Annotated in this window: 23 protein-coding genes, 1 pseudogene and 1 other annotated feature; of the genes and pseudogenes, 16 read left to right on the top strand and 8 right to left on the bottom strand. The window is 35.3% G+C overall.

From position 1 onward, the window contains the following. Positions 1-216 precede the first annotated feature (216 nt). The gene (locus tag AN960_RS25075) at positions 217-1890 is read right to left on the bottom strand and encodes a hypothetical protein (protein WP_286131707.1); all 1674 of its coding nucleotides are present in this window, start codon (positions 1888-1890) and stop codon (positions 217-219) included. 291 nt (positions 1891-2181) lie between these two features. On the opposite strand from AN960_RS25075, the gene AN960_RS13480 reads away from it, so the two are divergent. The 4 genes and pseudogenes from AN960_RS13480 to AN960_RS13490 all read left to right on the top strand — a co-directional run bounded on the left by AN960_RS13480 (position 2182) and on the right by AN960_RS13490 (position 7190). Beyond that, positions 2182-3807 carry an exosporium glycoprotein BclB-related protein gene (locus tag AN960_RS13480; protein WP_286131708.1) on the top strand — a complete coding sequence of 542 codons (1626 nt, stop codon included), beginning with the start codon at positions 2182-2184 and terminating at the stop codon, positions 3805-3807. 154 nt (positions 3808-3961) lie between these two features. Beyond that, on the top strand, positions 3962-4866 hold a 905-nt coding region (locus AN960_RS13485; RefSeq protein WP_502692549.1), incomplete at its 3' end, for a collagen-like domain-containing protein. A gap of 1 nt (position 4867) precedes the next feature. Next, positions 4868-5572, top strand: a pseudogene (locus AN960_RS25080) (collagen-like protein); the annotation flags it as partial. Between the two features lie 241 nt (positions 5573-5813). Further along, positions 5814-7190: a glycosyltransferase gene (locus AN960_RS13490; protein ID WP_056472306.1), complete on the top strand. Its 1377-nt coding sequence runs from the start codon at positions 5814-5816 to the stop codon at positions 7188-7190. A 22-nt stretch (positions 7191-7212) separates the two neighbouring features. Here the strand turns inward: AN960_RS13490 and AN960_RS13495 are convergent, their stop codons facing one another. After that, entirely contained in the window at positions 7213-8271 is a 1059-nt protein-coding gene (locus AN960_RS13495) for a tetratricopeptide repeat-containing glycosyltransferase (protein WP_156339688.1), read from the bottom strand. A 204-nt stretch (positions 8272-8475) separates the two neighbouring features. Beyond that, on the bottom strand, positions 8476-9561 hold the full coding sequence (locus AN960_RS13500; protein ID WP_056472313.1) for a tetratricopeptide repeat-containing glycosyltransferase family 2 protein: 1086 nt from the start codon (positions 9559-9561) through the stop codon (positions 8476-8478). Positions 9562-9684: 123 nt separating this feature from the next. Continuing rightward, positions 9685-9906, top strand: a binding site (T-box leader). A gap of 42 nt (positions 9907-9948) precedes the next feature. Here AN960_RS13500 and argS point away from each other — a divergent pair. Beyond that, a complete protein-coding gene (gene argS / locus AN960_RS13505; protein ID WP_056472315.1) occupies positions 9949-11637 on the top strand; it encodes an arginine--tRNA ligase in 1689 nt (562 codons plus the stop codon). Between the two features lie 258 nt (positions 11638-11895). Then, positions 11896-12489 carry a nitroreductase family protein gene (locus tag AN960_RS13510; RefSeq protein WP_056472318.1) on the top strand — a complete coding sequence of 198 codons (594 nt, stop codon included), beginning with the start codon at positions 11896-11898 and terminating at the stop codon, positions 12487-12489. 64 nt (positions 12490-12553) lie between these two features. On the opposite strand, the gene AN960_RS13515 is transcribed toward AN960_RS13510, so the two are convergent. Next, complete coding sequence (locus tag AN960_RS13515; protein WP_056472320.1) at positions 12554-14110, bottom strand: ABC-F family ATP-binding cassette domain-containing protein; 1557 nt, start codon at positions 14108-14110, stop codon at positions 12554-12556. Between the two features lie 260 nt (positions 14111-14370). Here AN960_RS13515 and AN960_RS13520 point away from each other — a divergent pair, with 260 nt between their 5' ends. Together AN960_RS13520 and AN960_RS13525 are read left to right on the top strand one after the other, a co-directional pair. Beyond that, entirely contained in the window at positions 14371-14997 is a 627-nt protein-coding gene (locus AN960_RS13520) for a YgaN family protein (RefSeq protein ID WP_056472322.1), read from the top strand. 94 nt (positions 14998-15091) lie between these two features. Next, entirely contained in the window at positions 15092-15706 is a 615-nt protein-coding gene (locus tag AN960_RS13525; protein WP_056472324.1) for a PH domain-containing protein, read from the top strand. A 403-nt stretch (positions 15707-16109) separates the two neighbouring features. Here the strand turns inward: AN960_RS13525 and AN960_RS13530 are convergent, their stop codons facing one another. Beyond that, entirely contained in the window at positions 16110-16568 is a 459-nt protein-coding gene (locus tag AN960_RS13530) for a PH domain-containing protein (protein ID WP_056472325.1), read from the bottom strand. 15 nt (positions 16569-16583) lie between these two features. After that, positions 16584-17024 carry a DinB family protein gene (locus AN960_RS13535; RefSeq protein ID WP_056472327.1) on the bottom strand — a complete coding sequence of 147 codons (441 nt, stop codon included), beginning with the start codon at positions 17022-17024 and terminating at the stop codon, positions 16584-16586. Between the two features lie 119 nt (positions 17025-17143). Between AN960_RS13535 and AN960_RS13540 the strand changes: the two genes are divergently transcribed. Beyond that, positions 17144-17416, top strand: coding sequence for a hypothetical protein (locus AN960_RS13540; RefSeq protein WP_056472328.1), 273 nt, complete (start codon positions 17144-17146; stop codon positions 17414-17416). A gap of 34 nt (positions 17417-17450) precedes the next feature. Here the strand turns inward: AN960_RS13540 and rnhC are convergent, their stop codons facing one another. Continuing rightward, the gene (gene rnhC, locus AN960_RS13545) at positions 17451-18383 is read right to left on the bottom strand and encodes a ribonuclease HIII (RefSeq protein WP_056472330.1); all 933 of its coding nucleotides are present in this window, start codon (positions 18381-18383) and stop codon (positions 17451-17453) included. A gap of 97 nt (positions 18384-18480) precedes the next feature. Between rnhC and zapA the strand changes: the two genes are divergently transcribed. The 6 genes from zapA to AN960_RS13575 all read left to right on the top strand — a co-directional run bounded on the left by zapA (position 18481) and on the right by AN960_RS13575 (position 24998). Beyond that, a complete protein-coding gene (gene zapA / locus AN960_RS13550) occupies positions 18481-18771 on the top strand; it encodes a cell division protein ZapA (protein WP_056472333.1) in 291 nt (96 codons plus the stop codon). Next, a complete protein-coding gene (locus AN960_RS13555; RefSeq protein WP_056472335.1) occupies positions 18764-19291 on the top strand; it encodes a CvpA family protein in 528 nt (175 codons plus the stop codon). Before zapA ends, AN960_RS13555 begins: the two co-directional genes overlap by 8 nt. Positions 19292-19340: 49 nt before the next feature. Then, positions 19341-21065 (top strand): DNA polymerase/3'-5' exonuclease PolX, encoded by a 1725-nt coding sequence (gene polX / locus AN960_RS13560; RefSeq protein ID WP_056472338.1) that lies wholly within the window; start codon positions 19341-19343, stop codon positions 21063-21065. Between the two features lie 15 nt (positions 21066-21080). Then, on the top strand, positions 21081-23435 hold the full coding sequence (locus tag AN960_RS13565; RefSeq protein ID WP_056472341.1) for an endonuclease MutS2: 2355 nt from the start codon (positions 21081-21083) through the stop codon (positions 23433-23435). 228 nt (positions 23436-23663) lie between these two features. Continuing rightward, complete coding sequence (locus AN960_RS13570; RefSeq protein ID WP_056472344.1) at positions 23664-24533, top strand: alpha/beta hydrolase; 870 nt, start codon at positions 23664-23666, stop codon at positions 24531-24533. A gap of 9 nt (positions 24534-24542) precedes the next feature. Continuing rightward, complete coding sequence (locus tag AN960_RS13575) at positions 24543-24998, top strand: GNAT family N-acetyltransferase (RefSeq protein WP_056472347.1); 456 nt, start codon at positions 24543-24545, stop codon at positions 24996-24998. A 36-nt stretch (positions 24999-25034) separates the two neighbouring features. Here the strand turns inward: AN960_RS13575 and AN960_RS13580 are convergent, their stop codons facing one another. Beyond that, positions 25035-25475: a hypothetical protein gene (locus tag AN960_RS13580; RefSeq protein ID WP_056472349.1), complete on the bottom strand. Its 441-nt coding sequence runs from the start codon at positions 25473-25475 to the stop codon at positions 25035-25037. 95 nt (positions 25476-25570) lie between these two features. Here AN960_RS13580 and AN960_RS13585 point away from each other — a divergent pair, with 95 nt between their 5' ends. Further along, entirely contained in the window at positions 25571-26107 is a 537-nt protein-coding gene (locus tag AN960_RS13585; RefSeq protein ID WP_056472352.1) for a hypothetical protein, read from the top strand. Positions 26108-26194: the final 87 nt, after the last annotated feature.

Consider the following 26194-nt stretch of genomic DNA (forward strand, 5'->3'; position numbering starts at 1 on the left):
TGTCAGGCTTTACCTATATTCTTGATACAACTACTCAAAATTTAGATGCAGGTGAAGCGGTAAGATCACCTTTTCAAATAATATATATAAAAAACCCTTCAAAGTAGACGGGGTATAACTTTTTGCTGTCTACTATTGAAGGGTATTTAATCAGATATTTAAGTTAATATCAATAATCATACTTCAAAATTTATTTTCGATAAGCTTATTGAATCACTAAATATCTAGTCTAACGATGTTTAGTGCAGCACTATTTACACTTGCACCATCAACACTGTTTGCTAAATGGTCTGGGGTAGCACCAATATTTCTAAGCTGGAATTGTTCACCAGCTGTGAAATGTACCATTACCTCGCCATTAATTTGTAAATTTGTCATTGGACTATTAGGGAGATCTACACCAGTTCCGAATTCGCTGCCTTGAACCATGGTAAATATTGGAGTTAAGCCACTGAATATTGCATAGGCTCCTTCAATTGGTTGTGTGCCTGTACCACCCATATTTCTAAAAATCACACTGTAGTTAATTAAATAATCTCCGGTGCTCATTACTGTAATTGTATCTCCTCCAATAAGGGCGAAATCTCCAGAATTAAGTCCCACATTATTAAAGGATACTGGTGTATTTGTTGGTATATTACCTTGAGAATTAGTATTGTAAAAACTTGCATACATTGGAGTACAACTACATTCACCTGTTGCTCCCCTAGGTCCGGTTGCTCCAGTAGCACCAGTAGCACCAGTAGCACCAGTAGCACCAGTAGCACCAGTAGCACCAGTAGCACCAGTAGCACCAGTAGCACCAGTAGCACCAGTAGCACCAGTAGCACCAGTAGCACCAGTAGCACCAGTAGCACCAGTAGTACCAGTAGCACCAGTAGCACCAGTAGTACCAGTAGCACCAGTAGCACCAGTAGCGCCAGTAGCACCACGTTCACCAGTAGCACCAGTAGCGCCAGTAGCACCAGTAGCGCCAGTAGCACCAGTATCGCCAGTAGCACCAGTATTGCCAGTAGCACCAGTATTGCCAGTAGCACCAGTATTGCCAGTAGCACCAGTATTGCCAGTAGCACCAGTATTGCCAGTAGCACCAGTATTGCCAGTAGCACCAGTATTGCCAGTAGCACCAGTATTGCCAGTAGCACCAGTATTGCCAGTAGCACCAGTATTGCCAGTAGCACCAGTATTGCCAGTAGCACCAGTATTGCCAGTAGCACCAGTATTGCCAGTAGCACCAGTATTGCCAGTAGCACCAGTATTGCCAGTAGCACCAGTATTGCCAGTAGCACCAGTATTGCCAGTAGCACCAGTATTGCCAGTAGCACCAGTAGCACCAGTAGCACCACGTTCACCAGTAGCGCCAGTAGCACCAGTATTGCCAGTATTGCCAGTAGCACCAGTAGCACCAGTAGCACCAGTAGCACCAGTAGCACCAGTAGCACCAGTAGCGCCAGTAGCACCAGTATTGCCAGTAGCACCAGTAGCGCCAGTTGGACCAGTTGGACCAGTTGGACCAGTTGGACCAGTAGCACCAGTAGCGCCAGTAGCGCCAGTAGCACCGGTTGCTCCCGCCGGTCCAGTTGGTCCCGCCGGTCCGGTTCCTGTAGCTCCATTATTTTCTACATTTACACAAACGTTTACATTTTGCTTTACGTTGCATCCGCAATTTCTTTTTCCACAATCATGACATCTATCATCATGACATCTGCAATCATCATGGTCGTGATTACATTTCTTGCATTTATCACGGCATCTGCAATCATCTTGATGGTGATCACATTTTCTGCATTTACATTTGCATTTGCAATTTTTATGTTTACATTTCTTGCATTTACATTTGGAATCATCATGGTCGTGATCACATTTCTTGCATTTATCTTCTTTGCTCAATAATTTCACCACCTTCAAGTATTCCTGTTATTTTATGAGACAAGCCATTAAGACGTTTGGGCGAATATAAATTATTTTTGAAAAATATTATATAAATAAAAAATTGTTTCAATATAAATTCATTTATTCTGGCTTGTAAAAAGCACTTAATTTTTTGAAAGGGAAATTATATTTGAATAATGATTAATTTGTACATGTTTTTTGACTCATTTTTTTGATAATAATGAACCAATTTGTCCTTTTTTTATACAATAAAATGTACAATTAAAATTTTATGAGAGGTGTATTTTTTTGCCACTACCACCATTACCACCACGATTTCCACAACCATCAGAACAACCAGAAGAACCAGAAATGTCACTAAATACAGATCCTTCAGATTCGCCTGTAACAAATTCTCATTTTTCACCTAGTTATTCATTTGATTCGAATGATTCAAATGATTCAAATGGTTTAATTGGACCAGTAGGACCAATAGGACCTATGGGTCCAACAGGTCCAACAGGTGCAACAGGCCCACGAGGAGAAAGAGGTAAGCGAGGTAAAGAAGGTGATGATGGAGACAGAGGTCCAAGAGGTCATATGGGACCAATGGGACCAATGGGACCAATGGGACCGACGGGACCAACATCACCACCTGTATTTGTCTTAGGCCCAACAGGCCCAGCGGGAGCAACAGGTCCAGCGGGAGCAACAGGCCCAGCGGGAGCAACAGGTCCAGCGGGAGCAACAGGTCCAGCGGGAACACCAGGAGCAGACGGAGCAACAGGCCCAGCAGGAGCAACAGGTCCAGCAGGAGCAACAGGAGCAGACGGAGCAACAGGCCCAGCAGGAGCAACAGGTCCAGCAGGAGCAGCAGGAGCAACAGGAGCAGACGGAGCGACAGGCCCAGCAGGAGCAACAGGAGCAGACGGAGCGACAGGCCCAGCAGGAGCAACAGGAGCAGACGGAGCAACAGGCCCAGCGGGAGCAACAGGCCTAGCAGGAGCAACAGGCCCAGCAGGAGCAACAGGCCCAGCAGGAGCAACAGGCCCAGCAGGAGCAGACGGAGCAACAGGCCCAGCAGGAGCAACAGGAGCAGACGGAGCAACAGGCCCAGCAGGAGCAACAGGTCCAGCAGGAGCAACAGGAGCAGACGGAGCGACAGGAGCAGCGGGAGCAACAGGCCCAGCAGGAGCAACAGGCCCAGCAGGAGCAACAGGAGCAGACGGAGCGACAGGAGCAGCGGGAGCAACAGGCCCAGCAGGAGCAACAGGCCCAGCAGGAGCAACAGGTCCAGCAGGAGTAACAGGTCCAGCAGGAGCAACAGGAGCAGACGGAGCAACAGGCCCAGCGGGAGCAACAGGTCCAGCAGGAGCAACAGGTTCAGCAGGTATACCAGGTACAGGTGCAATCATTCCGTTTGCATCAGGTGCACCAATTGCAATGGCATCAGTAGATGTTCTTGGAGTCAGTGTAGCTAGTACGGCAGGTCTTGTAGGATTTGGAATTTCACTTCCGAATGTTTCATTATTACCTGGACCAGCGATTAATTTAACTGGAACTGGATTGCCAACTGAGATTCTTGATTTTGCATTCTCAATGCCTAGAGATGGTATTATTACAGCTATTTCTGCATCTTATAGTAATGTAGTAGCTTTGAATATTTTAGGAACGAGTATTACGGTTACTGCACAATTATATAGTGCACCGGTAAATAGCAATAACTTTACTCCAGTTTCAGGTGCAAGCGTCACTTTACCAGCTCTAGTAGGTCCGCTTACAATAGGCCAAATCACAAGCGGTATTTCTACACCTTTAGCAATACCAGTCACAGCACAAACTCGTTTAATGATGGTATATACTGCAACTGGATCTGGTATTAGCCTTGTTAATACTGTTACGGGATATGCTAGCGCAGGAGTAGCTATTAATTAATAGATAATAATGATAAATAGAATTAAAATTTGACTCTATTAAACTAGATCATATATGACTATCATTGATAGTTTTGAATCTAGTAAGTAGAGTTTTTTTGCGGATTTTTAATAGAAATAGTATTAATATCCAAACAAACTTGTCCTACAAAAATATGATAAAGTGTACGTCAAAATATTTTTGGAGGTGTATCTATTTGCCAATACCACCAGGCCCACCAGGCCCACCAATTCCACCATTATTCCCACTACCGCCTAGTCCAACGGGTCCAACTGGAGCAACAATGCCGCCAGGCCCAGGAGTACCGCCACCAGCTCCTCCAGGCCCGTCAGGAATCACAGGTCCAACAGGCCCACAAGGCCCAACAGGTTCAGCAGGAGCAACAGGTCCAGCGGGAGCGACAGGCCCAGCAGGAGCAACAGGTCCAGCAGGAGCAACAGGTCCAGCAGGAGCAACAGGCCCAGCGGGAGCAACAGGTTCAGACGGAGCGACAGGCCCAGCAGGAGCAACAGGTCCAGCAGGAGCGACAGGAGCAGATGGAGCGACAGGCCCAGCAGGAGCAACAGGTCCAGCAGGAGCAACAGGAGCAGACGGAGCGACAGGCCCAGCGGGAGCAACAGGTCCAGCAGGAGCGGCAGGAGCAGACGGAGCGACAGGTCCAGCAGGAGCAACAGGCCCAGCAGGAGCAACAGGAGCAGACGGAGCGACAGGCCCAGCAGGAGCAACAGGTCCAGCAGGAGCAACAGGTCCAGCAGGAGCAACAGGAGCAGACGGAGCAACAGGCCCAGACGGAGCAACAGGAGCAGACGGAGCAACAGGCCCAGCCGGAGCAACAGGTCCAGCAGGAGCAACAGGTCCAGCAGGAGCAACAGGCCCAGCAGGAGCAACAGGTCCAGCAGGAGCAACAGGTCCAGCGGGAGCAACAGGAGCAGATGGAGCGACAGGTCCAGCAGGAGCAACAGGAGCAGATGGAGCGACAGGCCCAGCCGGAGCAACAGGTCCAGCAGGAGCAACAGGAGCAGACGGAGCGACAGGCCCAGCAGGAGCAACAGGTCCAGCNACAGGTCCAGCAGGAGCAACAGGAGCAGACGGAGCGACAGGCCCAGCAGGAGCAACAGGTCCAGCGGGAGCAACAGGTCCAGCGGGAGCAACAGGACCAGACGGAGCGACAGGCCCAGCAGGAGCAACAGGTCCAGCGGGAGCAACAGGAGCAGACGGAGCGACAGGCCCAGCAGGAGCAACAGGTCCAGCGGGAGCAACAGGAGCAACGGGTCCGAGTGTAACTTCAACTGGATTCTCAGCATTCATTCCAAGTGTAAATACTGCTGCTACAGCTCAATTAACTAACTGGAGTGTTGCTAGTCCACATTTCAGTTCACCAGCTTTTGATCCAACACTTGGTAATTTTACAGTACCTGCTACAGGAAGATATACTTTTGAAGCAACAATTAACTATTCTACAACTGCAACAATAACGGCTGCTATCGGAGCAGGGATCAATCCTTCTTTTGTAATACGTAGAACTGCTCCTACTACTGCTGACTTAATAAGTGGTTTAGTACCAATTTTAGATGTAAATATACTTGCAGTACTGAACTTAAGAGCAATTCTAGGAGATGGAGCTGTCACGATTACAGGTGATTTCGAATTAACTGCAGGAGATGTGATTGGCCTCTTCTATGAAGCAGACGGATTGACAGTTCAGCTTACTTTAGGTGGAAACAATACAGCTGGTATCACTTGGTCAGTTCACCGTATTTCTTAACAATCACTCTTAGAGATTAGTAGTCCAATATTAAGGTGATGACAGTCCTCATTAATTATTCAATAGTAATCTATTCGAATAAATTAATGAGGATTTTTTTATTAAATAATTAATACTGACCAAATATTTCCATCTTGAATATATTGATTAATGTATGTGTTATTTAGATATATGAAGGGTAATGAATTTAAAAGAAATCATACTTGCTAATGCAGTGAGATACTAAGAAGGTGTTTAATGAATGAAAACTAGTATTATTATTTTGACCTATAATCAGCTCGAGGTATCGAAAAAATGCTTTGAAAGTCTTGCGAAATATACAAAGAAAGATGAAGTAGAAATCATTGTTATTGATAATGGCTCGACTGATGGTACCCGAGATTATTTAAAGAATAATCCTTCTTTTATTACAATCTTTAATGAGATAAATATGGGGTTTGCTAAAGGGTGTAATCAAGGAATTGAAGTCGCAACAGGTGATAACTTGTTATTTTTAAATAATGATACAATCGTTACAGAAAATTGGTTAGAAGCAATGCTTACTCTTTTATATAGTAACGATAAAATTGGCATGGTTGGACCTGTTAGTAATTATGTAAGTGGATTGCAGCGAATTAATGTTGATTATCAAAATGATCAAGAAATTAATGATTTTTCATTAAAATATTGTGCCAATGTAAAAGGAATGTCTAAGCAAGTATTAAGATTAGTAGGATTTTGTTTATTAGTTAGACGCGAATTAATTGATCGGTTAGTAGGATTTGATGAGAGATTTAAACTAGGTTCATTTGAGGATGATGATATTTGTTTAAGAACTATTTTAGAAGGATATGAATTGCATATTGCATTAGATTCATTTGTTCATCATTATGGCCACATGACATTTAATGGAAATAGTGATATTAACATAAATCACCTATATATTGAAAATAGAATGAAGTATATCGAGAAGTGGGGAAACAATTTAATTGATATTGGTTATCCGAAGACGGAAGTTATTGAAATGGTACCGGGTAACATAAATAATGTATTAGAAATTGGTTGCTTAGCAGGAGCTACAGGTCTAGAAATTAAAAATCTATACAAATGTGAATTATATGGAACAGAAAGTGATTCAGAGTTATCCTCAATTGCATCACAATTTTATAAGAGGGTTGATACAATCGGTGTTGACGAAGTGCCCCACAGTTATCCTAAGGCGTTTTTTGATTTAATCATAATTGATAATATTGTAAACCATCTTGTAGATCCTTGGAGTTATGTAAAAGAAATCACTAATCTTTTAAAACCATCTGGCTCAATTATTTGTAGAGTTCCAAATGTTTCCCATGGTGAAGTTCTCTTTCAATTACTACAAGGCCAATGGAATTATATACACGCTGGGATATTGAAAAAAGAAAATATTAGATTTTTCACGCCTCAAACAATTAATACGCTATTTCCAACTGACCAATTTGAAATGACCACGAAAAAGAATGAAAATATATATGTAGATTTAAATATTAAGTTGTTTTTTGAAGAAGTAGTTCACCTAGCTCATAGTTTTGGAATAAATCTTGAACAACTAACTTCAAATCTTGAAATATATAATATGCTCATGTTAATAAGGAAAAAATGATTAAAAGGCAGTTGAGAGATTCTCAGCTGCCTTCGTTATTTAATCGATCTGAAAAGTACTCTCTATTTGAAAGAATACTTGGGTGTGTTGGATAAAATTTATAAGCTAATTCATTGTGCTCATTTGCAAGTCGAAACTCACCTATTCTGTCATAGCATACAGCTAGCTGTAAATGTGGTAGCCAAGTAGTACATGATGGGTTGTGAAGAATCAAACGATTGTTAACCTTATTTAAGGTTGCTTCTTTATACCAATAAATAGCTGAATTAAAATTATTTTTTTCAAAAAATGTATAAGCCAATCTACAACATGTTTCTGGATGAGTATTACCATATTTAAGGGCTCTTAATAACCAAGTAGTTTCTAAGTCTCTTAGATTAAACTCATGATAACTATTAGCAATATAATGACAGGCAAGGATATTAAGTTCCTCAAATGGCTGATTTAATCTCAAAAATTTTAAAAAATACTTTATTGATCGATCATGTTGATGATCTGAACTTAACTCTTTTGCATAATAAAATAAATCCATCGTAGAAAGATTAATGTGATTACTTAACATTTGTTCATATATTTGAATATTTTCTTTTGTATTTTGTGTAAAAGGAAGATCTGTAATAACGAGATTAGTAGAAAATGATTCAGAGATTTGTTCATTATTCATATCCGGTGAATGACTATTTGAACTTAATCTTTTAAATAATCTACTAATTTTTTGTTTACTTTTTTCATTCCATCCAATCTGATAATCGACAGCTACATTATAAACTTCATTGTCTATTGAGTGTTTTAACTTAGACAATGTTAAACGATCATTTTCTAGTAAAATTTCACTATGGTTTAGTAAAAGTATAAAGTCTTTTGTTGCCAATGATTTTGAAAAATTTAATGCAGCTATTTCATCCACACCATCAAAGACATGTATTTGGTCTGTAAACTGTCTTGCTAGCTCTATCGTTCGATCGTGGGAATTCATATCAACGATGATAATTTCATCAACTATGCTACTAACTGAACTAAGACATCTTTCAATTGTGGCTTCATTATTTTGTACAACCATGCATAAACTGACTGTGATCAAGCTATCACCCTTTCTTTAATTTTGATTTTGTATAAAATGATTGATGTTATTTTAATGTTGATTTTATTAAATAGTAGTTTCCAGATCATCTATTTTAGGACTGAATTTCTAGTTCTTCTTACACTAGTTAGTTTTTCAATCAAAATTGGGTCTACTAAACTGTTAGGATCCAGGAAAAGAACGTTAGAAGATAGTAAGGGTGGGTTATTGGTCTTTAAAATATGAGCGGAAATATTCTTGGTTGTGTAGAACGGAAGGATTATTCGGAACATAACTAGCAGCTATATCATTATATTTTCTAGCAGTAAGTTGATCGCCTAATCGACTATAGCATAGACATAACTGTAGATTAGGTAACCAAGTGTAACAAGCCTGATTTATAAAAGGACTACTTGTTGGAACATCAACAAGAGTAGCAAGTTTATACCATGAAATAGCGCGTGTAAAATCACCTTGTTGAAGATAGACAAATCCTAAACGACAGCAGTTTTCTCCACGTGGTCCATCATATGAAAAAGATCTTAGACAACTACTAATCGCTTTTTCCAATTCGTTTAGATTAAAATAGCAGTCTGCCATTTTTCCGCACGCTTGAATATTATCCTCGTACCAGCCCTTTCCTTCATCAAGAAATAATTCATACCATTCAATTGCCTTTTCAAACAGCTGATGATCTACGCATTCATTCGCATAATAGTATTTGTCACGAGGACTTAGTTCATTTCCTGAAGAAATCGCATTTTCATAAATCTTTAAATTACGATCAGAAAACTCTTTGTCTTTTTGATGAATAATTGCGGCATCCGATTGAATAATTTCGCCGTAAACCTCCAAATATTCATGAACGAATCCAATCCATTTAAAATTTCTCTCTCGTTTAACGATTCGATTGCGTACAGAACTAAAGCTAGGATTACCATTTTCATCGAAAGCTAGATGATATTTCATCCCGACAGCGTCGACCTTTTTAGTTAATGACTTTTTTAATTTAAGTAATTTTTTTGCATTTTCATCAGTGATAATATCATCTGCATCTAGCCACATAATATAATCCTTCGTTGCTTTAGAAAACGCAAAATTTCTTGCCGCAGAGAAATCATTGATCCAAGTAAAATCATATATTGAATTTGTAAACTTTTTCGCTATTTCCTTTGTTTTGTCTGTTGAACCAGTATCAATTATGACAATTTCGTCTACTATATTAGATACAGAGGATAAACATCTGGAAAGTACAGCTTCTTCGTTTTTAACAATCATACAAAGGCTTAAAGTTATTGGTTTTTTTTTCATGAAATCCACCTCAATTTCTATGTTATTAAGGTTGTCAACAAATGGTGTCATTCATAAAGTTCAAAAAAAAGATTAATGTTGAAATTCTACATTAGATATGATTAAATGGAAAAAATGAATATTGAAAATTTTTAGATGAAGAGAGTAATCTTATTTTGATTCTTGTAGAGAGTTGGGGATGGTGGAAGCCTAACAGAGCGAATAAGATGAAGCGCACTTCGGAGAAGCAGTCTGAATTGATAGTAGGACTTTGCCGGGGAAGACCTCGTTAACAAATTTTAAAGTTGGTTCAATATATTTGAACAATTAGAGTGGTACCGCGGATTATTTAAACCCGTCTCTTATGATAGAGACGGGTTTTTTATATTTTGGAGAGGATTGATCATAATGAATTATGTAAATATGTATAGTGAACAAATTGAAAAAGCTTTAAATGGATCACTAACTTTAACTGAAATTAACACACTTATCGAAAAACCGAATTATGCAGATCAAGGTGATTTAGCATTTCCTTGTTTCCAATTAGCAAAAGCATTAAAAAAATCTCCAGTAATAATTGCAAAGGAAATAGCAGCACAGATTAACCATGATTTAATTGAAAAAGTAGAAGCAAACGGCCCATACGTAAACTGTTTTTTGAATAAAAAGCTAGTAAGTAAGCAAGTAATTGAATTAGTTCTTGGTCAGGGGAAGGAATATGGTAACCAAGTAATTGGAGAAGACAAAACGGTTGCGATCGATTGTTCCTCTCCAAATATTGCAAAGCCATTTTCGATGGGGCATTTGCGTTCAACAATGATTGGAAATTCAATTGCTAAAATAGCTGAAAAAAATGGGTATAAAGCAATAAAAATTAATCACCTTGGAGACTGGGGAACACAGTTTGGGAAATTAATTGTTGCTTATAAACTTTGGGGTAATCAAGACGAAGTAAAAGAAAATCCAATAAAAGAACTTTTAAAATTATATGTTAAATTTCATGAAGAAGTTGAAAAAGAGCCTCAACTTGAGGAAGAAGCTAGAAGCTGGTTTAAGCAATTAGAGGAAAAAAATGAAGAAGCTTTACACTTATGGAAGTGGTTCCGTGATGAGTCTCTAAAAGAATTCATGTTAGTATACGATTTATTAGGTGTTAACTTTGATAGCTTTAACGGAGAAGCATTTTACAATGATAAAATGGACCGAGTTATTGAACTTCTAGAGCAAAAAAACCTTTTAGTCGAATCTGAAGGTGCAGATGTTGTTGAATTAACTGAAAAGGAATTACCACCATGCTTAATTAGAAAATCTGATGGAGCTACGCTATATGCTACAAGAGATCTAGCAGCTGCACTTTATCGTAAAGAAACATATGATTTTGATAAAGCAGTGTATGTTGTAGGTGGAGAACAAGCATTGCATTTTGAGCAAGTATTTACAGTTTTGAAGAAAATGGGATACGAATGGGCGAATGAAATGGTACATGTTCCATTCGGCTTAATCCTACAAAATGGTAAAAAAATGTCTACACGAAAAGGAAAAATTGTTCTTTTAGAAGAGGTAATTGAAGAAGCGATTAGTTTAGCTAGTCAAAATATTGCAGAAAAAAATCCTACATTAAAAAATAAAGAAGAAGTAGCAAAAATGGTTGGAGTCGGCGCAATCATTTTCCAAGATTTAAAAAATGATCGTATGAATAACATCGAATTTTCACTTGAGCAAATGCTAAAATTTGAAGGTGAAACAGGACCATATGTACAATACTCCATTGCGAGAACAAATTCAATTTTAGATAAAGCTTCATCACAGGATTTAACAAAACAAGAGGGACTGGATGATTCATATAGTTGGGACATCATAAAACATATACTTGAGTTCCCTAATAAAGTAGCGCGTAGTTTTGAACAATTTGAACCATCTGTCATTGCTAAATATACAATCGATTTGGCACAAAGCTTCAATAAATATTATGGAAATACACATATTCTAACAAATGATGACCAATTAGAAAGTAGATTGGCATTAACTAAAATTGTTTCCGTTGTTCTTGAAGAAGGACTAAGATTATTAGGAATTCGTGCTCCAAAAGAGATGTAATAAAAACAGGTATTGAAGAAAATTTATTCTTCAATACCTGTTTTCTTTTTTGATATACTCTGAGCTTAAACACAGTCTTTCCATTTTTTACTACATATAAATAGTTATATCATTCTGTAGGAAGTAATTAACGATTTCATAATCAAAATAACGAAGTCTAAGAAAATAATTAAAAAACCAAAAGATTTATTGAAAATGATTATCATTTCCATTTATAATGAATTTAGTGATATTTAGAGACTAAGGAGATAACGTTCAATGTCAATTTTAGATTTTATAAAAAATAGAAGAACAATAAGAGATACAAAAAAGGATCCAATTAATATGGAAGAATTAATGGAGCTACTTGAAGCTGCATCTTATGCTCCTTTCCACAGCAAAGAAGAGCCTTGGCAATTTATTATGGTTTCCGAAGAAAAAGAAAAAGAATATTACGCTTCAAAAATTGTAGATAGCTACGAAAGAATGGAATTAACGGAAACATATACAGTAGAGAAAATTAAAAAATCAACGGAATTCTTTAAAACATATATCGTCGACACACCAATGCATTTAATCATAACGACAGACCACTCAGAAAATGAAAAGAAAAATTTAGAAGCGATTGGAGCAACCTGTGCATTTGTTCAAAATTTACAATTAGCAGCTTGGGAAAAAAATATAGGAATGGTATGGCGAACAAATCCTTATATTTTTGATAAACAATTTTATATAGAGATGGGCATTCCTGAAAATCGAAAAATTTTAGGAGCTCTTCATATCGGTTATATAAATACAATGCCAAAAGGAACAAAGAAAAGAAAACATCCAAGTGAATGGACTACTAAGTTAAGTCAAAATATTACACTTTAAAAACGAAGATAGGACAAAATAAAAAGAGAGTACGAAAATTTTTCGTCTCTCTTTTTTAAATTAATTAAAACACTTTAGTAGTCCAGTTTTCGCCATTCCAAACGTCTGTAACTAAACCTTGGTAGAATTCAGGTTCGTGACAGATAATTAAAAGGCTTCCTTTGTACTCTTTTAGTGCTCGTTTAAGTTCTTCTTTAGCATCTACATCTAAATGGTTAGTAGGCTCATCGAGAACAAGTAAGTTTGTTTCTTGATTAATTAATTTACATAAACGAACTTTCGCCTTTTCTCCACCACTTAAAACAGCAACTTTACTTTCAATATGCTTTGTCGTTAGTCCACATTTTGCAAGTGCAGAACGTACTTCATATTGAGTAAATGATGGGAATTCATCCCAAACTTCATCGATACATGTTTTATTATTATCACCTTTTACTTCTTGTTCGAAGTATCCGATGTGAAGGAATTCTCCGCGCTCAACTTCACCAGAAATTGGTTTAATATCGCCAAGTAAACTACGCATTAACGTCGTTTTACCGATACCGTTCGCCCCAACTAAGGCAATTTTTTGTCCACGTTCCATACGAAGATTTAACGGTTTAGATAGTGGTTCGTCGTATCCAATCACTAAATCTTTTGCTTCAAATATTAATTTACCTGAAGTGCGAGCTGGTTTAAAGTGAAATTCTGGTTTTGGCTTTTCACGTGCAAGTTCAATGACATCCATTTTATCAAGTTTCTTTTGGCGAGACATTGCCATGTTACGGGTAGAAACACGAGCTTTATTACGAGCAACGAAATCTTTTAGTTCAGAGATTTCTTGTTGTTGACGTTTATAAGCTGATTCTAATTGTGATTTTTTCATTTCATGAATTCCTTTGAAATTATCATAATCACCAACATAACGATTTAATTCTTGGTTTTCCATGTGGTAAATTAAGTTAATTACACTATTTAAAAACGGAATATCATGCGAAATTAAAATAAATGCATTTTCATACTCTTGTAAATAACGCTTTAACCATTCAATATGCTGCTCATCTAAATAGTTAGTAGGCTCATCGAGTAATAAGATATCTGGTTTTTCTAAAAGAAGCTTTGATAGAAGAACCTTTGAACGTTGACCACCAGAAAGTTCTGTTACATCTCGATCAAGACCGATATCTTCTAAACCTAAACCTCGACCAATTTCTTCAACTTTAGCATCGATAATATAGAAATCATTATTTGTTAAAGTATCTTGAAGAACACCTACATCCTCAAGCATTTTCTCCATTTCTTCTGGAGTTGCATCAGCCATTTTTACATATAAATCATTAATTTCGTTTTCCATATCAAACATATATTGGAATGCACTTTTCAATACATCACGAATTGACATACCTGGCTGTAATACAGCATGCTGATCTAAGTAGCCTACACGTACTTTTTTAGACCATTCAACCTTGCCTTCATCAGGCTGTAGTTTTCCAGTAACGATATTCATGAAAGTTGATTTACCTTCACCATTTGCACCAATAAGACCGATATGCTCACCTTTTAATAGACGGAACGATACATCATTAAAAATTGCACGATCACCGAATCCATGACTTAAGTTTTTTACAGTTAAAATACTCATTTATCTACACCTTTTCTATTGTTTTCGTTTTATATATTAATGTTCTTTAAATTAGGCTATTCGTAACTTTTATCTCTAAATATTATAGAAAAGCCATAAAAAAGAACGGAATTTAAGCAATCACCTTCTAATTATAGTCTGCAATTGGGTATGTGTTCAATGGTAAAATTAAAATAGCAAAAAAGGGAAAAAGCGGGAAAGCAGGGAATAGAGAGGTAGAAGAATTATATGAGTAAGAGAAATAAGGAGGTAAATTTTTATTGAAAAAAAGATTTTTATTATTAGCCATATTTGTTTTTTTAGTTAGTTGTAATCGAGAAGTAACAAGTAACCATTTAACTACTAGTGGAAGAAGTATTGTTGAATCTTATAATATGACTAATTCTGAGAAAAACGTAATTAAGAGAATAGGAGAAAATCCTGATCAAATAGCACTATTTAAATTGAATTTTGGAAATGTTAATCAGTTAAAAGAGATTAAAGTAAAAGTGAAAGTGTATGAAGATGGAAAACTAATTCAGACTATTTCAGATTCAGGCATATATATTACTAAAAATGATATTGGAAAACCATTTTATCTTTCATTTCAACGAAAACTTCAATTAGAAACAGAGCGAACTTATGAATGGAATACTACTATTTCACAAAGCGCTAAAACCAGTAGTACGGTTCAAACGGTATACAAACAGCCTCAAATGACGAATGTTTCAACAATTGGAACCATATTTAAGAAACAAGAAATCAAAAAGGATAAGGAAATTATTCTTGGGGCATTTATAGATGCAGTAGACAGGATGGAAACAGTGGAAGTATTTCCTGACATTCAAGATAATGAAAGACTATTTAAAAATAAATATGTATACTTATTATGTCTAGAAGTGAAATAGATAAAAGAGTGATAATGGGAAAAAGGGAATAGCTTTTCATTTCCTTCGTATAGATATCCCATACAAAGATCCAACAAATGAGGAGGAATAATATATGTTTGGTAAAGTTGCTGCAGATATGCTTGGTTTAAGTGATGTAGGTAGTGTTATTGAACCGAAAAATTATGACAAAGTTGATTCTGACGATTATGTAATGCATGAAGATAATGAAAAAATTTATTTTTTAATTAAATCAAAATCAGATGAGTATTGCTTTACGAATAAGGCTTTAATTCATTTAGACGGTACAAGTGCAATAAGTAAGAAGCGTACACTTCATCGTTATAATTATCACACTCATAAAATCACACATGTTTTACTTGAAACAGCTGGTACAATTGATTTAGATGTTGAAATTAAGTTCAACATAGGAGGTAGAGAGTTTTCGATTGATGTTCATAAAAAACATATTGAACAAGTAAAGGATCTATACAAAGCATTACTAATGATCGCTGAAATTAGTCATGAAAATGAAAAAGCACTTGACTATGCGAAAGAAAGCATTGAAATTGCTTCTACAACATTAGGCCGCGTAACTTCAAATGAAAATAATTTAGTGAACAGTTTTAAAGAAATTAATGAAGCTGCTTTTGAATGGTTAATGAAATCTAGAGAGCAATACAAAGTTAAAGATTTCGGATCAGTATTTGAGAAGTATATTAATAATTAATTATGTAAAGGGAAGTCTCGTAAGTCTAAGCTAAGCACTTATGAGACTTTTTTTGTGCCTTAGATTAGAGAAATGCGATTATAAGGATTCATGAGTAAGTGAAAAAGCAAAAGTATGAAATATAGTACCTCATAAAGTGTTCATAAGTAAGTTGAAAAGCACAAAGATGGAATATAGTACCAAATAAATGGTTCATGAGTAAGTGAAAAAGCAAAAGTATAAAATGTAGTACCTTATAAAGGGTTCATGAGTAAGTAAGAAAGCAAAAAGATGAAATGTAGTACCTCATAAAGGGTTCATGAGGTAGTAAAAAAATTTGGAGAGAAATCAAACTAAAAATCAATTATAAACACAAAAAACACGCAAGGAACATAATACCTTGCGTGTTTTCGTGGGAAAAGTCCTAATTAATTAAAACTTCTGCTTTTTGACGATTTAATATAGTAGCATCGGGACAACGTTTTTTTATTTCTCGTAAAAAAATTTCTTCATCTTTAGGAAGTGAAAGTAAGGCAAATCCGTACTTGTTATATTCGATTTTTAAACGTTTGAAGGTCCATGCAGGTGATGAAACTGGATTATTCGAGAAATTAATTGTTCTGATTTCACTATATGGAATGTTAATTGTAATAAATCCAAATTTTGATTTGAATTCAGTTTCGGTTAATTCATGGTATGTGTTGAATAATGCCCAAACTAGAACAATTAATATTGGTAATAAAAAGACAAAGACTACTAAACTTATGATGATTCCCGTACTATCAGTTTCAATAAAGCTGATGATGGGAACTGAAATAATGATGGGAATTAAGCTCAGAATTAGGACGACTAAAAGAGGATTTTTCTTCACTTTAAATTTCATGGCGACACCTTAATCCTATCCTAAAATTTGATTTAAATGGTGCTTCATATGGTCAATGTAATCAGTAAATAACCAGCTTAGTGTAACAGATTCTTCATTTTGACTATTATATTGTAATTTCCATTGGTCTTCTGAAATGTTTGAGATCACATTCATGAAACGAGAATTTAGAGCAGTCCATAAAGTAAGAATTTCTTCAATTGTATAGCTATTTTGATAATCATTTAATTCAACCCATGAATTTTGTTTATAAAGCTCCAAAACAAGTTCATCATTAGAGGACAATCGATCTATAAATCTTTTATGATTCATAGTCGCAGAATCGCAAAGATGTCCAAGGATTTCTTTTTTAGACCATTTAGTAGGACTTGGTTTATAATCTGTATTCGATAAAGCTCTAATGATTTTTGGAACGGATTGGATTAGACTACTAAATTCGTTTATTAAATTATTCATCTAAATATTCCTCCTTCGTTTCTACATGTTATGAATATGTTTAAACATTTTTCTTTATGAGTCTTTAGACAAGCCATAGGTGAATAGGTTATTAGTAGGACAATCTTGGAGGTGGCTTCATGTTAATCTTTTTACTTTATGTCGGATTGTTGGTTGGAGTCTTAGCTGTTTATAAAGATGCCATTAAGCGGGATGTTAGTAATCTTGGGTTTCAAATGATCGGTTATTATGTACTAGCTTCTTTACCATTTAGGTTATTTTGGTTACCGATCCCTTTTGGATTTTTGATTTGTTTATTTTTATTATCTAAACCGATGCTTCGATATAAAAAACAAAAACAAGTTGCTAGCTTATTAGGTTTCATTGTATTTATAGTAGATGCTTTATTCTAAATGAATTTTTCATTTAGAATAAAGCTTTTTTATTTTATTTCTTTGAAATCTTTAATGCCTTTTCGGTATTAGCAAAATGTAACTTCGTTAAACTTCGTAAAGCTTCAAAACCTTTTGATTTAATTAGCTTTGCAGCGGCTTGATCAACTTTTGCCCCGGCACCTTTTGGTAAGGTCATGCCAGCTTTTTCACTTAATTGATCCATTTGTTGTAGGAAAGCATATCGGGCTAAAATAGAAGAAACTGCAACTGAGAGATGCAAACCTTCTGCTTTTGTAGCGAATTGAACTTTATCACGAATAACTTCTTTTGTTCCTTTTAAATATCCGTAGTATAAATTTGGAGGAGTAAATTGATCAATTAAGATTGCATCATATTTTTTATCTTCTAATTTTGAAATAGTATTTCGAATTGCTTGATTATGTAATAGCGCCTTTAGTTTATTCATGTTATATCCTTTTTCTTGCATAGCATTATATTTCTCATTGTGCAGTACTAAGAGGCTGTAAGTTACGACATGAACAATTTTTTTTGCTATGCTGCATATGGCATCGTCAGTTAGTTCTTTGGAATCTTTTACGCCTAATTCTTTTAATAATTCAAATTGACTTGGTTCTACAAAGGAAGCTACTACTGTCATCGGCCCAAAGTAGTCACCTGTACCAACTTCATCACTACCTATAACTGCAAGACTGGAAAAGTTTTTTGGTAAAGTTGAATTCGTATTTGTAGGGTTTACTTTTTTAGGAGTTTGGCTAGCTGATTTGCCTTGCCATTTACTTACTTCAGCATCACAATTTGAGCCTTGAAACATAACTTTACCTGATTTATATGCAGTGATTGTACAGCCACTAGGTTTAGCCATAAATACTCCACCTTGTGGTACTTTTGATTGAAGGCTGCTTTGGTAGTGTGCTTTCATCTTTATGAGAGTAACTTCAGAAACTGTTAATACAGTGTTTGACATAAATTTCTCCTTTATAAATGGATATTTTCCTATACTTTTGTTTGTATTGAATTTCATGTTATAGTTAAGGTTAGAATGTTTATAGCTGAATGGAGGTATGAAGTTGTCCAATTCTTCATCGAAACAAAAACTAAATGTAACTATTTATGGGCAACATTATGCAATTACTGGTGACGAGTCAACAGATCATATTCGCCATGTTGCCTCAATTGTAGATGATAAAATGAAAGAAATAAATAAAAAAAATCCATTATTAGATACTAATAAATTAGCTGTATTGACAGCAATAAATATTGTAAGTGATTATGTGAAATTAAAAGAAAGAGCTGAGATGCTCGAAAAATTATTAGAAAAACAAACGAAAAGTGAGCAGAAAGAAAATGATTGATTTAATTATACTTATTATTTTTATTTTAGGAATTTTGACAGGTTGGAAAAGAGGATTTGTTAGCAGCCTTGTACGATTACTAGGTTTTTTACTTTCCATATACCTAGCTTATCATTATTATGAGCAGACCGCTACTTCGCTTAAAAAAATATTTCCAATTCATATAAGCGGAGGACAAACCGTTAATGCAGAACAGTTCGTATATGAAATTATAGCTTTTGCTTTGCTATTTATTGGGACAAGGCTAGTTATTTCATTTATTGGTTCGTTATTAAATGGAGTTTTCCAATTACCTGTTTTAAAGCAGATGAACTCCTTCTTAGGTGGTATTTTTGGTTTTATAGAAGTTTATTTATTTGCGGTTTTGGCGCTTTTTATAGCTTTAATTATACCAATTGATACGCTTCATGTTTTATTACATAAATCAAATATCGCGTATTTTATGGTTCAACATACACCATTTATATCAAATCAATTAATGGAATTATGGAACGGATTTTCTAGTTCTGAAATACTTTAACCTGAGTTTAAGTGAAAAAAAATTTCTATTGTTAAGTAGGTGACTTAAAATGCACAAAAAAGAGTTAATTAAATTGTTAGAACAAATTGCTACTTATTTAGAACTAAAAGGTGAGAATGCTTTTAAAATATCAGCATTTCGTAAAGCGGCAAATGCATTAGAAACTGATGAAAGAAGTCTTGAACAAATCGACGACTTTACTGCTATAAAAGGAATCGGAAAAGGGACTTCTGCAGTAATTTTAGAATATATTGAAACTGGTAAAAGTACGGTATTGGAAGAACTACAAGAATCATTGCCTAAAACTTTACTTCCTTTACTCAGATTACCAGGATTAGGTGGGAAAAAAGTAGCTAAGCTTTATCAATCATTACAAATTGAGAGCATGGAGCAGTTAAAAGAAGCATGCTTAAATGGTAAGTTACAAGGATTAGCTGGATTCGGTAAAAAGACAGAGAAAAATATTTTAGAATCAATCGAGGAATTTGGTAAGCAGCCTGAACGCTTGCCACTTGCAGATGTATTACCGATTGCTGATAAAATTGAAGCATATTTAGCAGAGATGAAGGATGTTGAAAAGTATTCAAGAGCAGGAAGCTTACGAAGAGTACGTGAAACTGTTAAAGATTTAGACTTCATCGTTGCATCAAATAAACCTGAAAGTATTAAAGAACAATTACTATCGATGCCGGAAATCGTTCGAATAATTGCACAAGGGGATACAAAAGTTTCTCTTGTTTTAAAAGGTGTTGAGTATGAGATTTCAGTTGACTTCCGAATTATTCAACCAAAAGAGTTTGCTACAACGCTGCATCATTTTACTGGTTCCAAGGATCATAATGTAGCTATGCGTCAATTGGCTAAAGATCGTGATGAAAAAATTAGTGAGTACGGTGTTGAGAATGTTAATACTGGTGAGGTTTTAACATTTGAAAATGAAGAAGATTTTTATGCTCACTTTAATTTACCTTGTTTTCCGCCTGAAATTCGAGAGGATGGAAAGGAAGTTTCAACTTTTACAAACGATTTTCCATTAATTCGTTTAGAAGATATGAAATCTGATTTGCATATGCACTCTACTTGGAGTGATGGTGGCTATTCAATTGAAGAAATGGCAGATGCATGCCGTGCTAAGGGATATAAATATATTGTCATCACAGACCATTCACAATATTTAAAGGTTGCGAACGGTTTAACTCCTAAGCGTTTATGGAAACAAAAAGAAGAAATTCAGCGTGTCAATGAAAAATACACTGATTTTACAATTCTACATGGGGTAGAAATGGATATTTTACCTGATGGTTCGTTAGATTATGAAGATGATGTTTTACGTTCACTTGATTTTGTTATTGCATCAATTCATTCTAGTTTTAGTCAAGATGAAGAGACAATTATGATGCGTTTAAAAAATGCAATGAGAAATCCTTATGTTAGCATGATTGGGCATCCAACAGGTCGCAAAATAGGTAGAAGAGCTGGGTACAAAGTAAATGCTGAAGAATTAATTTCTGTAGCAAAAGAAACAGGTACAATTTTAGAATTAAATGCAAATCCAAATCGATTAGATTTAAATAAAGAAATGTTAATGATGGCTGCGGAAGCTGGTGTGATGCTATCAATTAATACTGATGCACATAACATTGATATGCTAGAGCATATGACTGTTGGAGTTAGTGCTGCCAAGAAGGCTTGGTTAAAAAGAGAAAATATAGTAAATACATTTGAATTACACGAACTTTTAAGCTTGATTGAAAGGAAACGTAATCGAGTGTAAGGAGGATTACGGGGTATGCAACGTACATTAAGAGTTTTAGAGTACGATAAAATAAAAGAACAATTACTTAAACACGCTTCATCTTCACTAGGTAAGGAACGTATAAAAAACCTTTTACCAAGTACTAGTTATGATGAAGTTGTTGAACTACATGAATCAACTGACGAAGCTGTGAAAATTATTCGACTACGAGGAAATGTACCTCTTGGTGGTTTATCAGATATAAGAATGCAAGTAAAAAGGGCAGATATTGGTGGGATGCTATCTCCTTCTGAACTAATTGCGATTTCGGGTGTTACATATGCTGGACGTCAAATGATTCGATTTATTGAAGGCTTAATTGAGAGTGAAGTAGAAATTCCATATTTAGAATCATTAAGTGAGCAAATCATTCCTTTATTAGAATTAGATAAAAATATAAGGGCTGCTATTGGTGATAATGGAGAAGTTTTAGATGACGCTAGTGTGACACTTCGAACGATTCGCGGACAAGTTCGAACAGCTGAAGCTCGAATTCGTGAAAAATTAGAGAGTCTAACTAGAGGTACAAATGCACAAAAAATGTTATCAGATTCAATCGTAACGATTCGTAATGATCGTTTCGTTATTCCAGTAAAACAAGAATATCGACATGTTTATGGTGGTATTGTTCATGATCAATCTTCTTCTGGTCAAACATTATTTATTGAGCCACAAGCTGTCGTTACATTAAACAATAGTTTACAAGAAGCAAAAGTTAAAGAAGAACAAGAAATTGAGAAAATTTTAATGGCATTAACAGGCCAAGTAGCTGAGGCTTCAGCGGATTTATTGCAAAATGTTGAAATTTTAGCTGAAATGGATTTCTTATTTGCAAAAGCTAACTATTCGCACTCAATTAAGGCAAGTAAACCAATTTTAAATAACGATCGATATTTTAAATTAAAAAAAGCTCGTCATCCTCTAATTCCAAGGGATGTAGTAGTAGCTAATGATATTGAATTAGGTAAGGACTTTACTACGATTGTCATTACTGGTCCAAATACGGGTGGTAAGACGGTTACTTTAAAAACGATTGGTATTTGTGTTTTAATGGCACAATCTGGTCTACAAATTCCTGCACTAGACGGTTCAGAAATCTGTGTGTTTGAGCAAATATTCGCTGATATTGGTGATGAGCAATCAATCGAACAGAGCTTAAGTACATTCTCTTCTCATATGGTGAACATTGTAGATATTTTAAAACATGTTAATCATAGTAGTCTTGTATTATTTGATGAATTAGGAGCTGGAACTGACCCTCAGGAAGGTGCAGCTTTAGCAATCTCAATCTTAGATGAAGTAAGTGAATACGGTGCAAGAGTAGTAGCGACAACGCATTATCCTGAATTAAAAGCATATAGTTACAATCGAGAGCACGTTATGAATGCTAGTGTTGAATTTGATGTAGAAACATTAAGTCCGACTTATCGACTATTAATTGGTGTTCCAGGTAGAAGTAATGCATTTGAGATTTCTAGAAGACTAGGACTTTCAAATCGTGTAATTGAAAAAGCAAGAAATCATGTAAGTGAAGAAAGTAATGAAGTTGAAAATATGATTGCATCTTTAGAAACGAGTAGAAAAGGTGCAGAAACAGAATGGAAAGAAGCAGAAGATTTCCGTAAAGAATCAGAGCGTGTTTTCAAAGACTTACAAAAGCAAATGATGGAATTTTATGAGCACCGTGATGAATTATATCGTGGAGCACAAGAAGAAGCGAAAAAGCGTGTCAAGGTAGCGCAACAAGAGGCTGAGGAAATTATTAAAGAGTTGAGAGAGCTAAAAGCTGGCCAATTAGCTTCAATTAAAGATCATGAATTAATAGAGGCAAGAACACGTTTGGAAGGGGCAATTCCTTATGCTCCTAAGAAAACAATTCCTCAAGCTGCACCAAAGAAACAAAGAAAACTTCGTGAAGGTGACGAAGTAAAAGTAATTAGCTTTAACCAAAAAGGAACACTACTTGATAAAATTAGTGAAAGTGAATGGCAAGTTCAGCTCGGTATTATAAAGATGAAGGTTAAAGAAAAAGATATCGAATATGTAAGTTCACCTAAAGAAGTAAAAGAACGTACTGTTACAGCTGTAAAAGGTAAGGATTTTCATGTTAATCTTGAGCTGGATCTTAGAGGTGAAAGATATGAAGATGCGCTAATACGGGTTGAAAAATATATCGATGATGCATTATTAGCCGGTTATCCTCGAATTAATATCATTCATGGAAAAGGAACTGGCGCACTGAGACAAGGGGTACAGGAATACTTAAAAAAACACAGATCAGTTAAATCCTATCGATATGGAGCAGCCTCCGAGGGCGGAATAGGTGTTACTGTTGTCGATTTAAAATAAGGTAATAGGGGTTCTAAGATGGAAAAGTTGGCAAAAATCTTATTTGCGGTTTGTGCAGTATTTTTAATTTGGGGAATTTTGTATGTAACAGTTATTAAATAAAGTAATTGAGGCTAGCATCATTAATGTATTTCTATTAAATTATGTAGACGTTAAAATCTTACATAATAATGAACTTAGAAGACATAACCTGAGTTAGTCTCTTTTTTGTTAGAAAGGTGAATTGGCTTGAAGAAAATCATTTTAGCATTAGTCATCTTTGTTATTGTCTTTGTTGGTTTTAATGGTTTTCAACATAAACACCATAAGAAGATAAATGATGTAAGTAAAGATATTATTGTGCAAAGAGATGTACGTTACACAAATCCTGCCCAGGTTCCACAAACCTTTGATGTATACCGATCTAAAAATTCACATGGTCCATCACCAACGTTGATATTTGTTCATGGTGGTTCTTGGAGATATGGAAGTAAAGCGTTAAATAAGCGTTGGAGTACGGTCTTTAACGAAATTGTAAAAGATGGATATACAGCAATTAGTATAGACTATACACTTTATTCAAAAGAAAATTATTCATATAACTTTCCAGTTCGTGACGTGAAAACGGCAATCGACTTTATTTACAGAAATTCTACTGAGTTAGGAATTGATCGAAATCAAATCGGGATAGCTGGTGCTTCTGCCGGTGGACACTTAGCTTTATTAACTGGTCTTCAGCCAGATATACAAAACAAAATAAAATATATAATTGCTTGGTATCCAATATCAGACTTAACGACCATGAATCAATCCCCTTCTTCAAGGAGTTCAGAAATTGTAGATAAATATATGAATAGTACTGTAGATCAAATGACAGATGAGTATAATCGAATGAGTCCAATTCAATATGTAGAAACGACAAAAGTCCCAATCTTTATCGTACATGGAACTGGAGATAAGCTTGTTCCGTTCAGTCAATCTAAGCGTTTTGCTAAAAAAAATCCAAAAATGGTTACGTTGATTGCACTTAAAAATGGAAACCATGGATTTACAAATCTTTCGGTACAAAAATCTACCAATGATACGATAAACTATTTAAAGGCAAGATTAAAAAAGTAAGGAGTATCAATGAATCATATTAATAAAATTCAATTTCTAACAAAAGAGCATTGGAATCTATTGTTATTAGCTGATCCATCAAAAGAAATGGTAGATAAATATATTCAAAAGAGTAATATTTATGAAGTATTAGACCAAAAGTTACTCGTCGGTGTATTAGTATTAATGGAGAATTCAAGTGAAGAGATTGAAATTAAAAATATTGCAATTGATCCGGCCTTCCAAGGACAAGGATTTGGAAAAAATTTAATCCACTATGGAATTAATGAATCTAAAAAACTTGGTTACTCTAAAATTTCGATCTGCACAGGTAACTCAAGTACATATCAACTAGCATTATATAAAAATTGCGGATTTCAAATCAGTACTGTTTATCACAATTTCTTTATTGATCAATATGATGAAGAAATTTGGGAAAATGGCATACAGTGTAAGGATTTAATCAAGCTGGAACAATATTTATAAAAAAAGCTACCTATGAAGATTTAGGTAGCTTTTTGTTTATTCATTATACGGTTTGACATACATTACATAAGTATTACGGTCTTGATCAACTTCATTTGAAGTTTGCTCATAAATTTGATGATTTATAGTTAGATAAGTTGATTGGAGCCATGAAAGTAAATCCAATTCATCTCCGCTCTCATAGAAATGAATTTCATCAAAAGAATCGACATCTCTAATTTCAATGCCTAACGGTCTGTTTAAATGGTAAAAAGGAGTATTTTCCATATCTGATTCAATAACCTCAATTACATATCGATCTTCTTCGATATAAGAGCCTCTATTCTCGTAAACGAAACCATTTAAAATAAAGTAATCGCAATATCTTCTTGTAAAGATTTGGACCTTTGATAAAAATGGAAAATGGTAAATAGGTCTTGTAGATTCTCCATCAAGTAATCGATATTCAAGAACAAAGATGTTGTCTGTATTAAACATTGTTCAAACTCCTTTTAATAATTGTATATACATTAGTATATAACACAGTTTAGGATAGAAATGTATGTATTTATATATTGAATTAGGAGAATACAATGTCAAAAACATCAAAATTAATGAAAAAAGTGAGTATTGCCTTAACAAGTGGTATTGTAATAAGTTCATTAACCGGGTGTGGATCTGAACCAGAGTTTATTGAGACAACTGATAATTCTCAAGATTATTATGAATCAAGTCAACCGGTCAATGAAAATACAAAGCAAGTAAATGAGGTTGATGAGGGGACGACGACTGATGATCGTTCAGATGAGACTGATTACACTGATCCTATTTACGAACAAACTGATAGTGACGAAACAGAGTTTGCTTATACAGATACCGAAATGCCTGATGACGAAAATTGTAGTGATTGGGAATTTGACTATGAAGATAATATTTGGATTTGTGATGATAGTTCAAGCGCATATTACCGAAATTTCTTCTTTTTAGGCTCATTCTTTGCAACAAAAAATATGTTATATAGCAACAATGATTTTAATCAATATAAATCCTCGGGCATTATTAACGGAACAAACTCCTCGGTTAAAAAAAGTGGTTTTGGTAGTGGCGTTTCTGGGGGATTTGGAGGTTAATTTAAAAGATAACAAGAGTAAGAGGGATAGCCAAAGCTAATTTCTATATACTTTAAGAGAAGGATTAGTTTAGAATAGAATAATTCA

The organism is Bacillus sp. FJAT-25509 (assembly GCF_001420605.1).
Lineage (GTDB): Bacteria > Bacillota > Bacilli > Bacillales > Bacillaceae_G > Gottfriedia.

Excerpts from the sequence above, each read along its gene's own strand:
- AN960_RS13490 (WP_056472306.1), top strand. The coding sequence starts at position 5,814 with ATGAAAACTAGTATTATTATTTTGACCTATAATCAGCTCGAGGTATCG.
- AN960_RS13500 (WP_056472313.1), bottom strand. The coding sequence starts at position 9,561 with ATGAAAAAAAAACCAATAACTTTAAGCCTTTGTATGATTGTTAAAAAC.
- argS (WP_056472315.1), top strand. The coding sequence starts at position 9,949 with ATGAATTATGTAAATATGTATAGTGAACAAATTGAAAAAGCTTTAAAT.
- AN960_RS13510 (WP_056472318.1), top strand. The coding sequence starts at position 11,896 with ATGTCAATTTTAGATTTTATAAAAAATAGAAGAACAATAAGAGATACA.
- AN960_RS13515 (WP_056472320.1), bottom strand. The coding sequence starts at position 14,110 with ATGAGTATTTTAACTGTAAAAAACTTAAGTCATGGATTCGGTGATCGT.
- AN960_RS13525 (WP_056472324.1), top strand. The coding sequence starts at position 15,092 with ATGTTTGGTAAAGTTGCTGCAGATATGCTTGGTTTAAGTGATGTAGGT.
- AN960_RS13530 (WP_056472325.1), bottom strand. The coding sequence starts at position 16,568 with ATGAAATTTAAAGTGAAGAAAAATCCTCTTTTAGTCGTCCTAATTCTG.
- AN960_RS13535 (WP_056472327.1), bottom strand. The coding sequence starts at position 17,024 with ATGAATAATTTAATAAACGAATTTAGTAGTCTAATCCAATCCGTTCCA.
- AN960_RS13540 (WP_056472328.1), top strand. The coding sequence starts at position 17,144 with ATGTTAATCTTTTTACTTTATGTCGGATTGTTGGTTGGAGTCTTAGCT.
- rnhC (WP_056472330.1), bottom strand. The coding sequence starts at position 18,383 with ATGTCAAACACTGTATTAACAGTTTCTGAAGTTACTCTCATAAAGATG.
- zapA (WP_056472333.1), top strand. The coding sequence starts at position 18,481 with ATGAAGTTGTCCAATTCTTCATCGAAACAAAAACTAAATGTAACTATT.
- AN960_RS13555 (WP_056472335.1), top strand. The coding sequence starts at position 18,764 with ATGATTGATTTAATTATACTTATTATTTTTATTTTAGGAATTTTGACA.
- polX (WP_056472338.1), top strand. The coding sequence starts at position 19,341 with ATGCACAAAAAAGAGTTAATTAAATTGTTAGAACAAATTGCTACTTAT.
- AN960_RS13565 (WP_056472341.1), top strand. The coding sequence starts at position 21,081 with ATGCAACGTACATTAAGAGTTTTAGAGTACGATAAAATAAAAGAACAA.
- AN960_RS13575 (WP_056472347.1), top strand. The coding sequence starts at position 24,543 with ATGAATCATATTAATAAAATTCAATTTCTAACAAAAGAGCATTGGAAT.
- AN960_RS13580 (WP_056472349.1), bottom strand. The coding sequence starts at position 25,475 with ATGTTTAATACAGACAACATCTTTGTTCTTGAATATCGATTACTTGAT.
- AN960_RS13585 (WP_056472352.1), top strand. The coding sequence starts at position 25,571 with ATGTCAAAAACATCAAAATTAATGAAAAAAGTGAGTATTGCCTTAACA.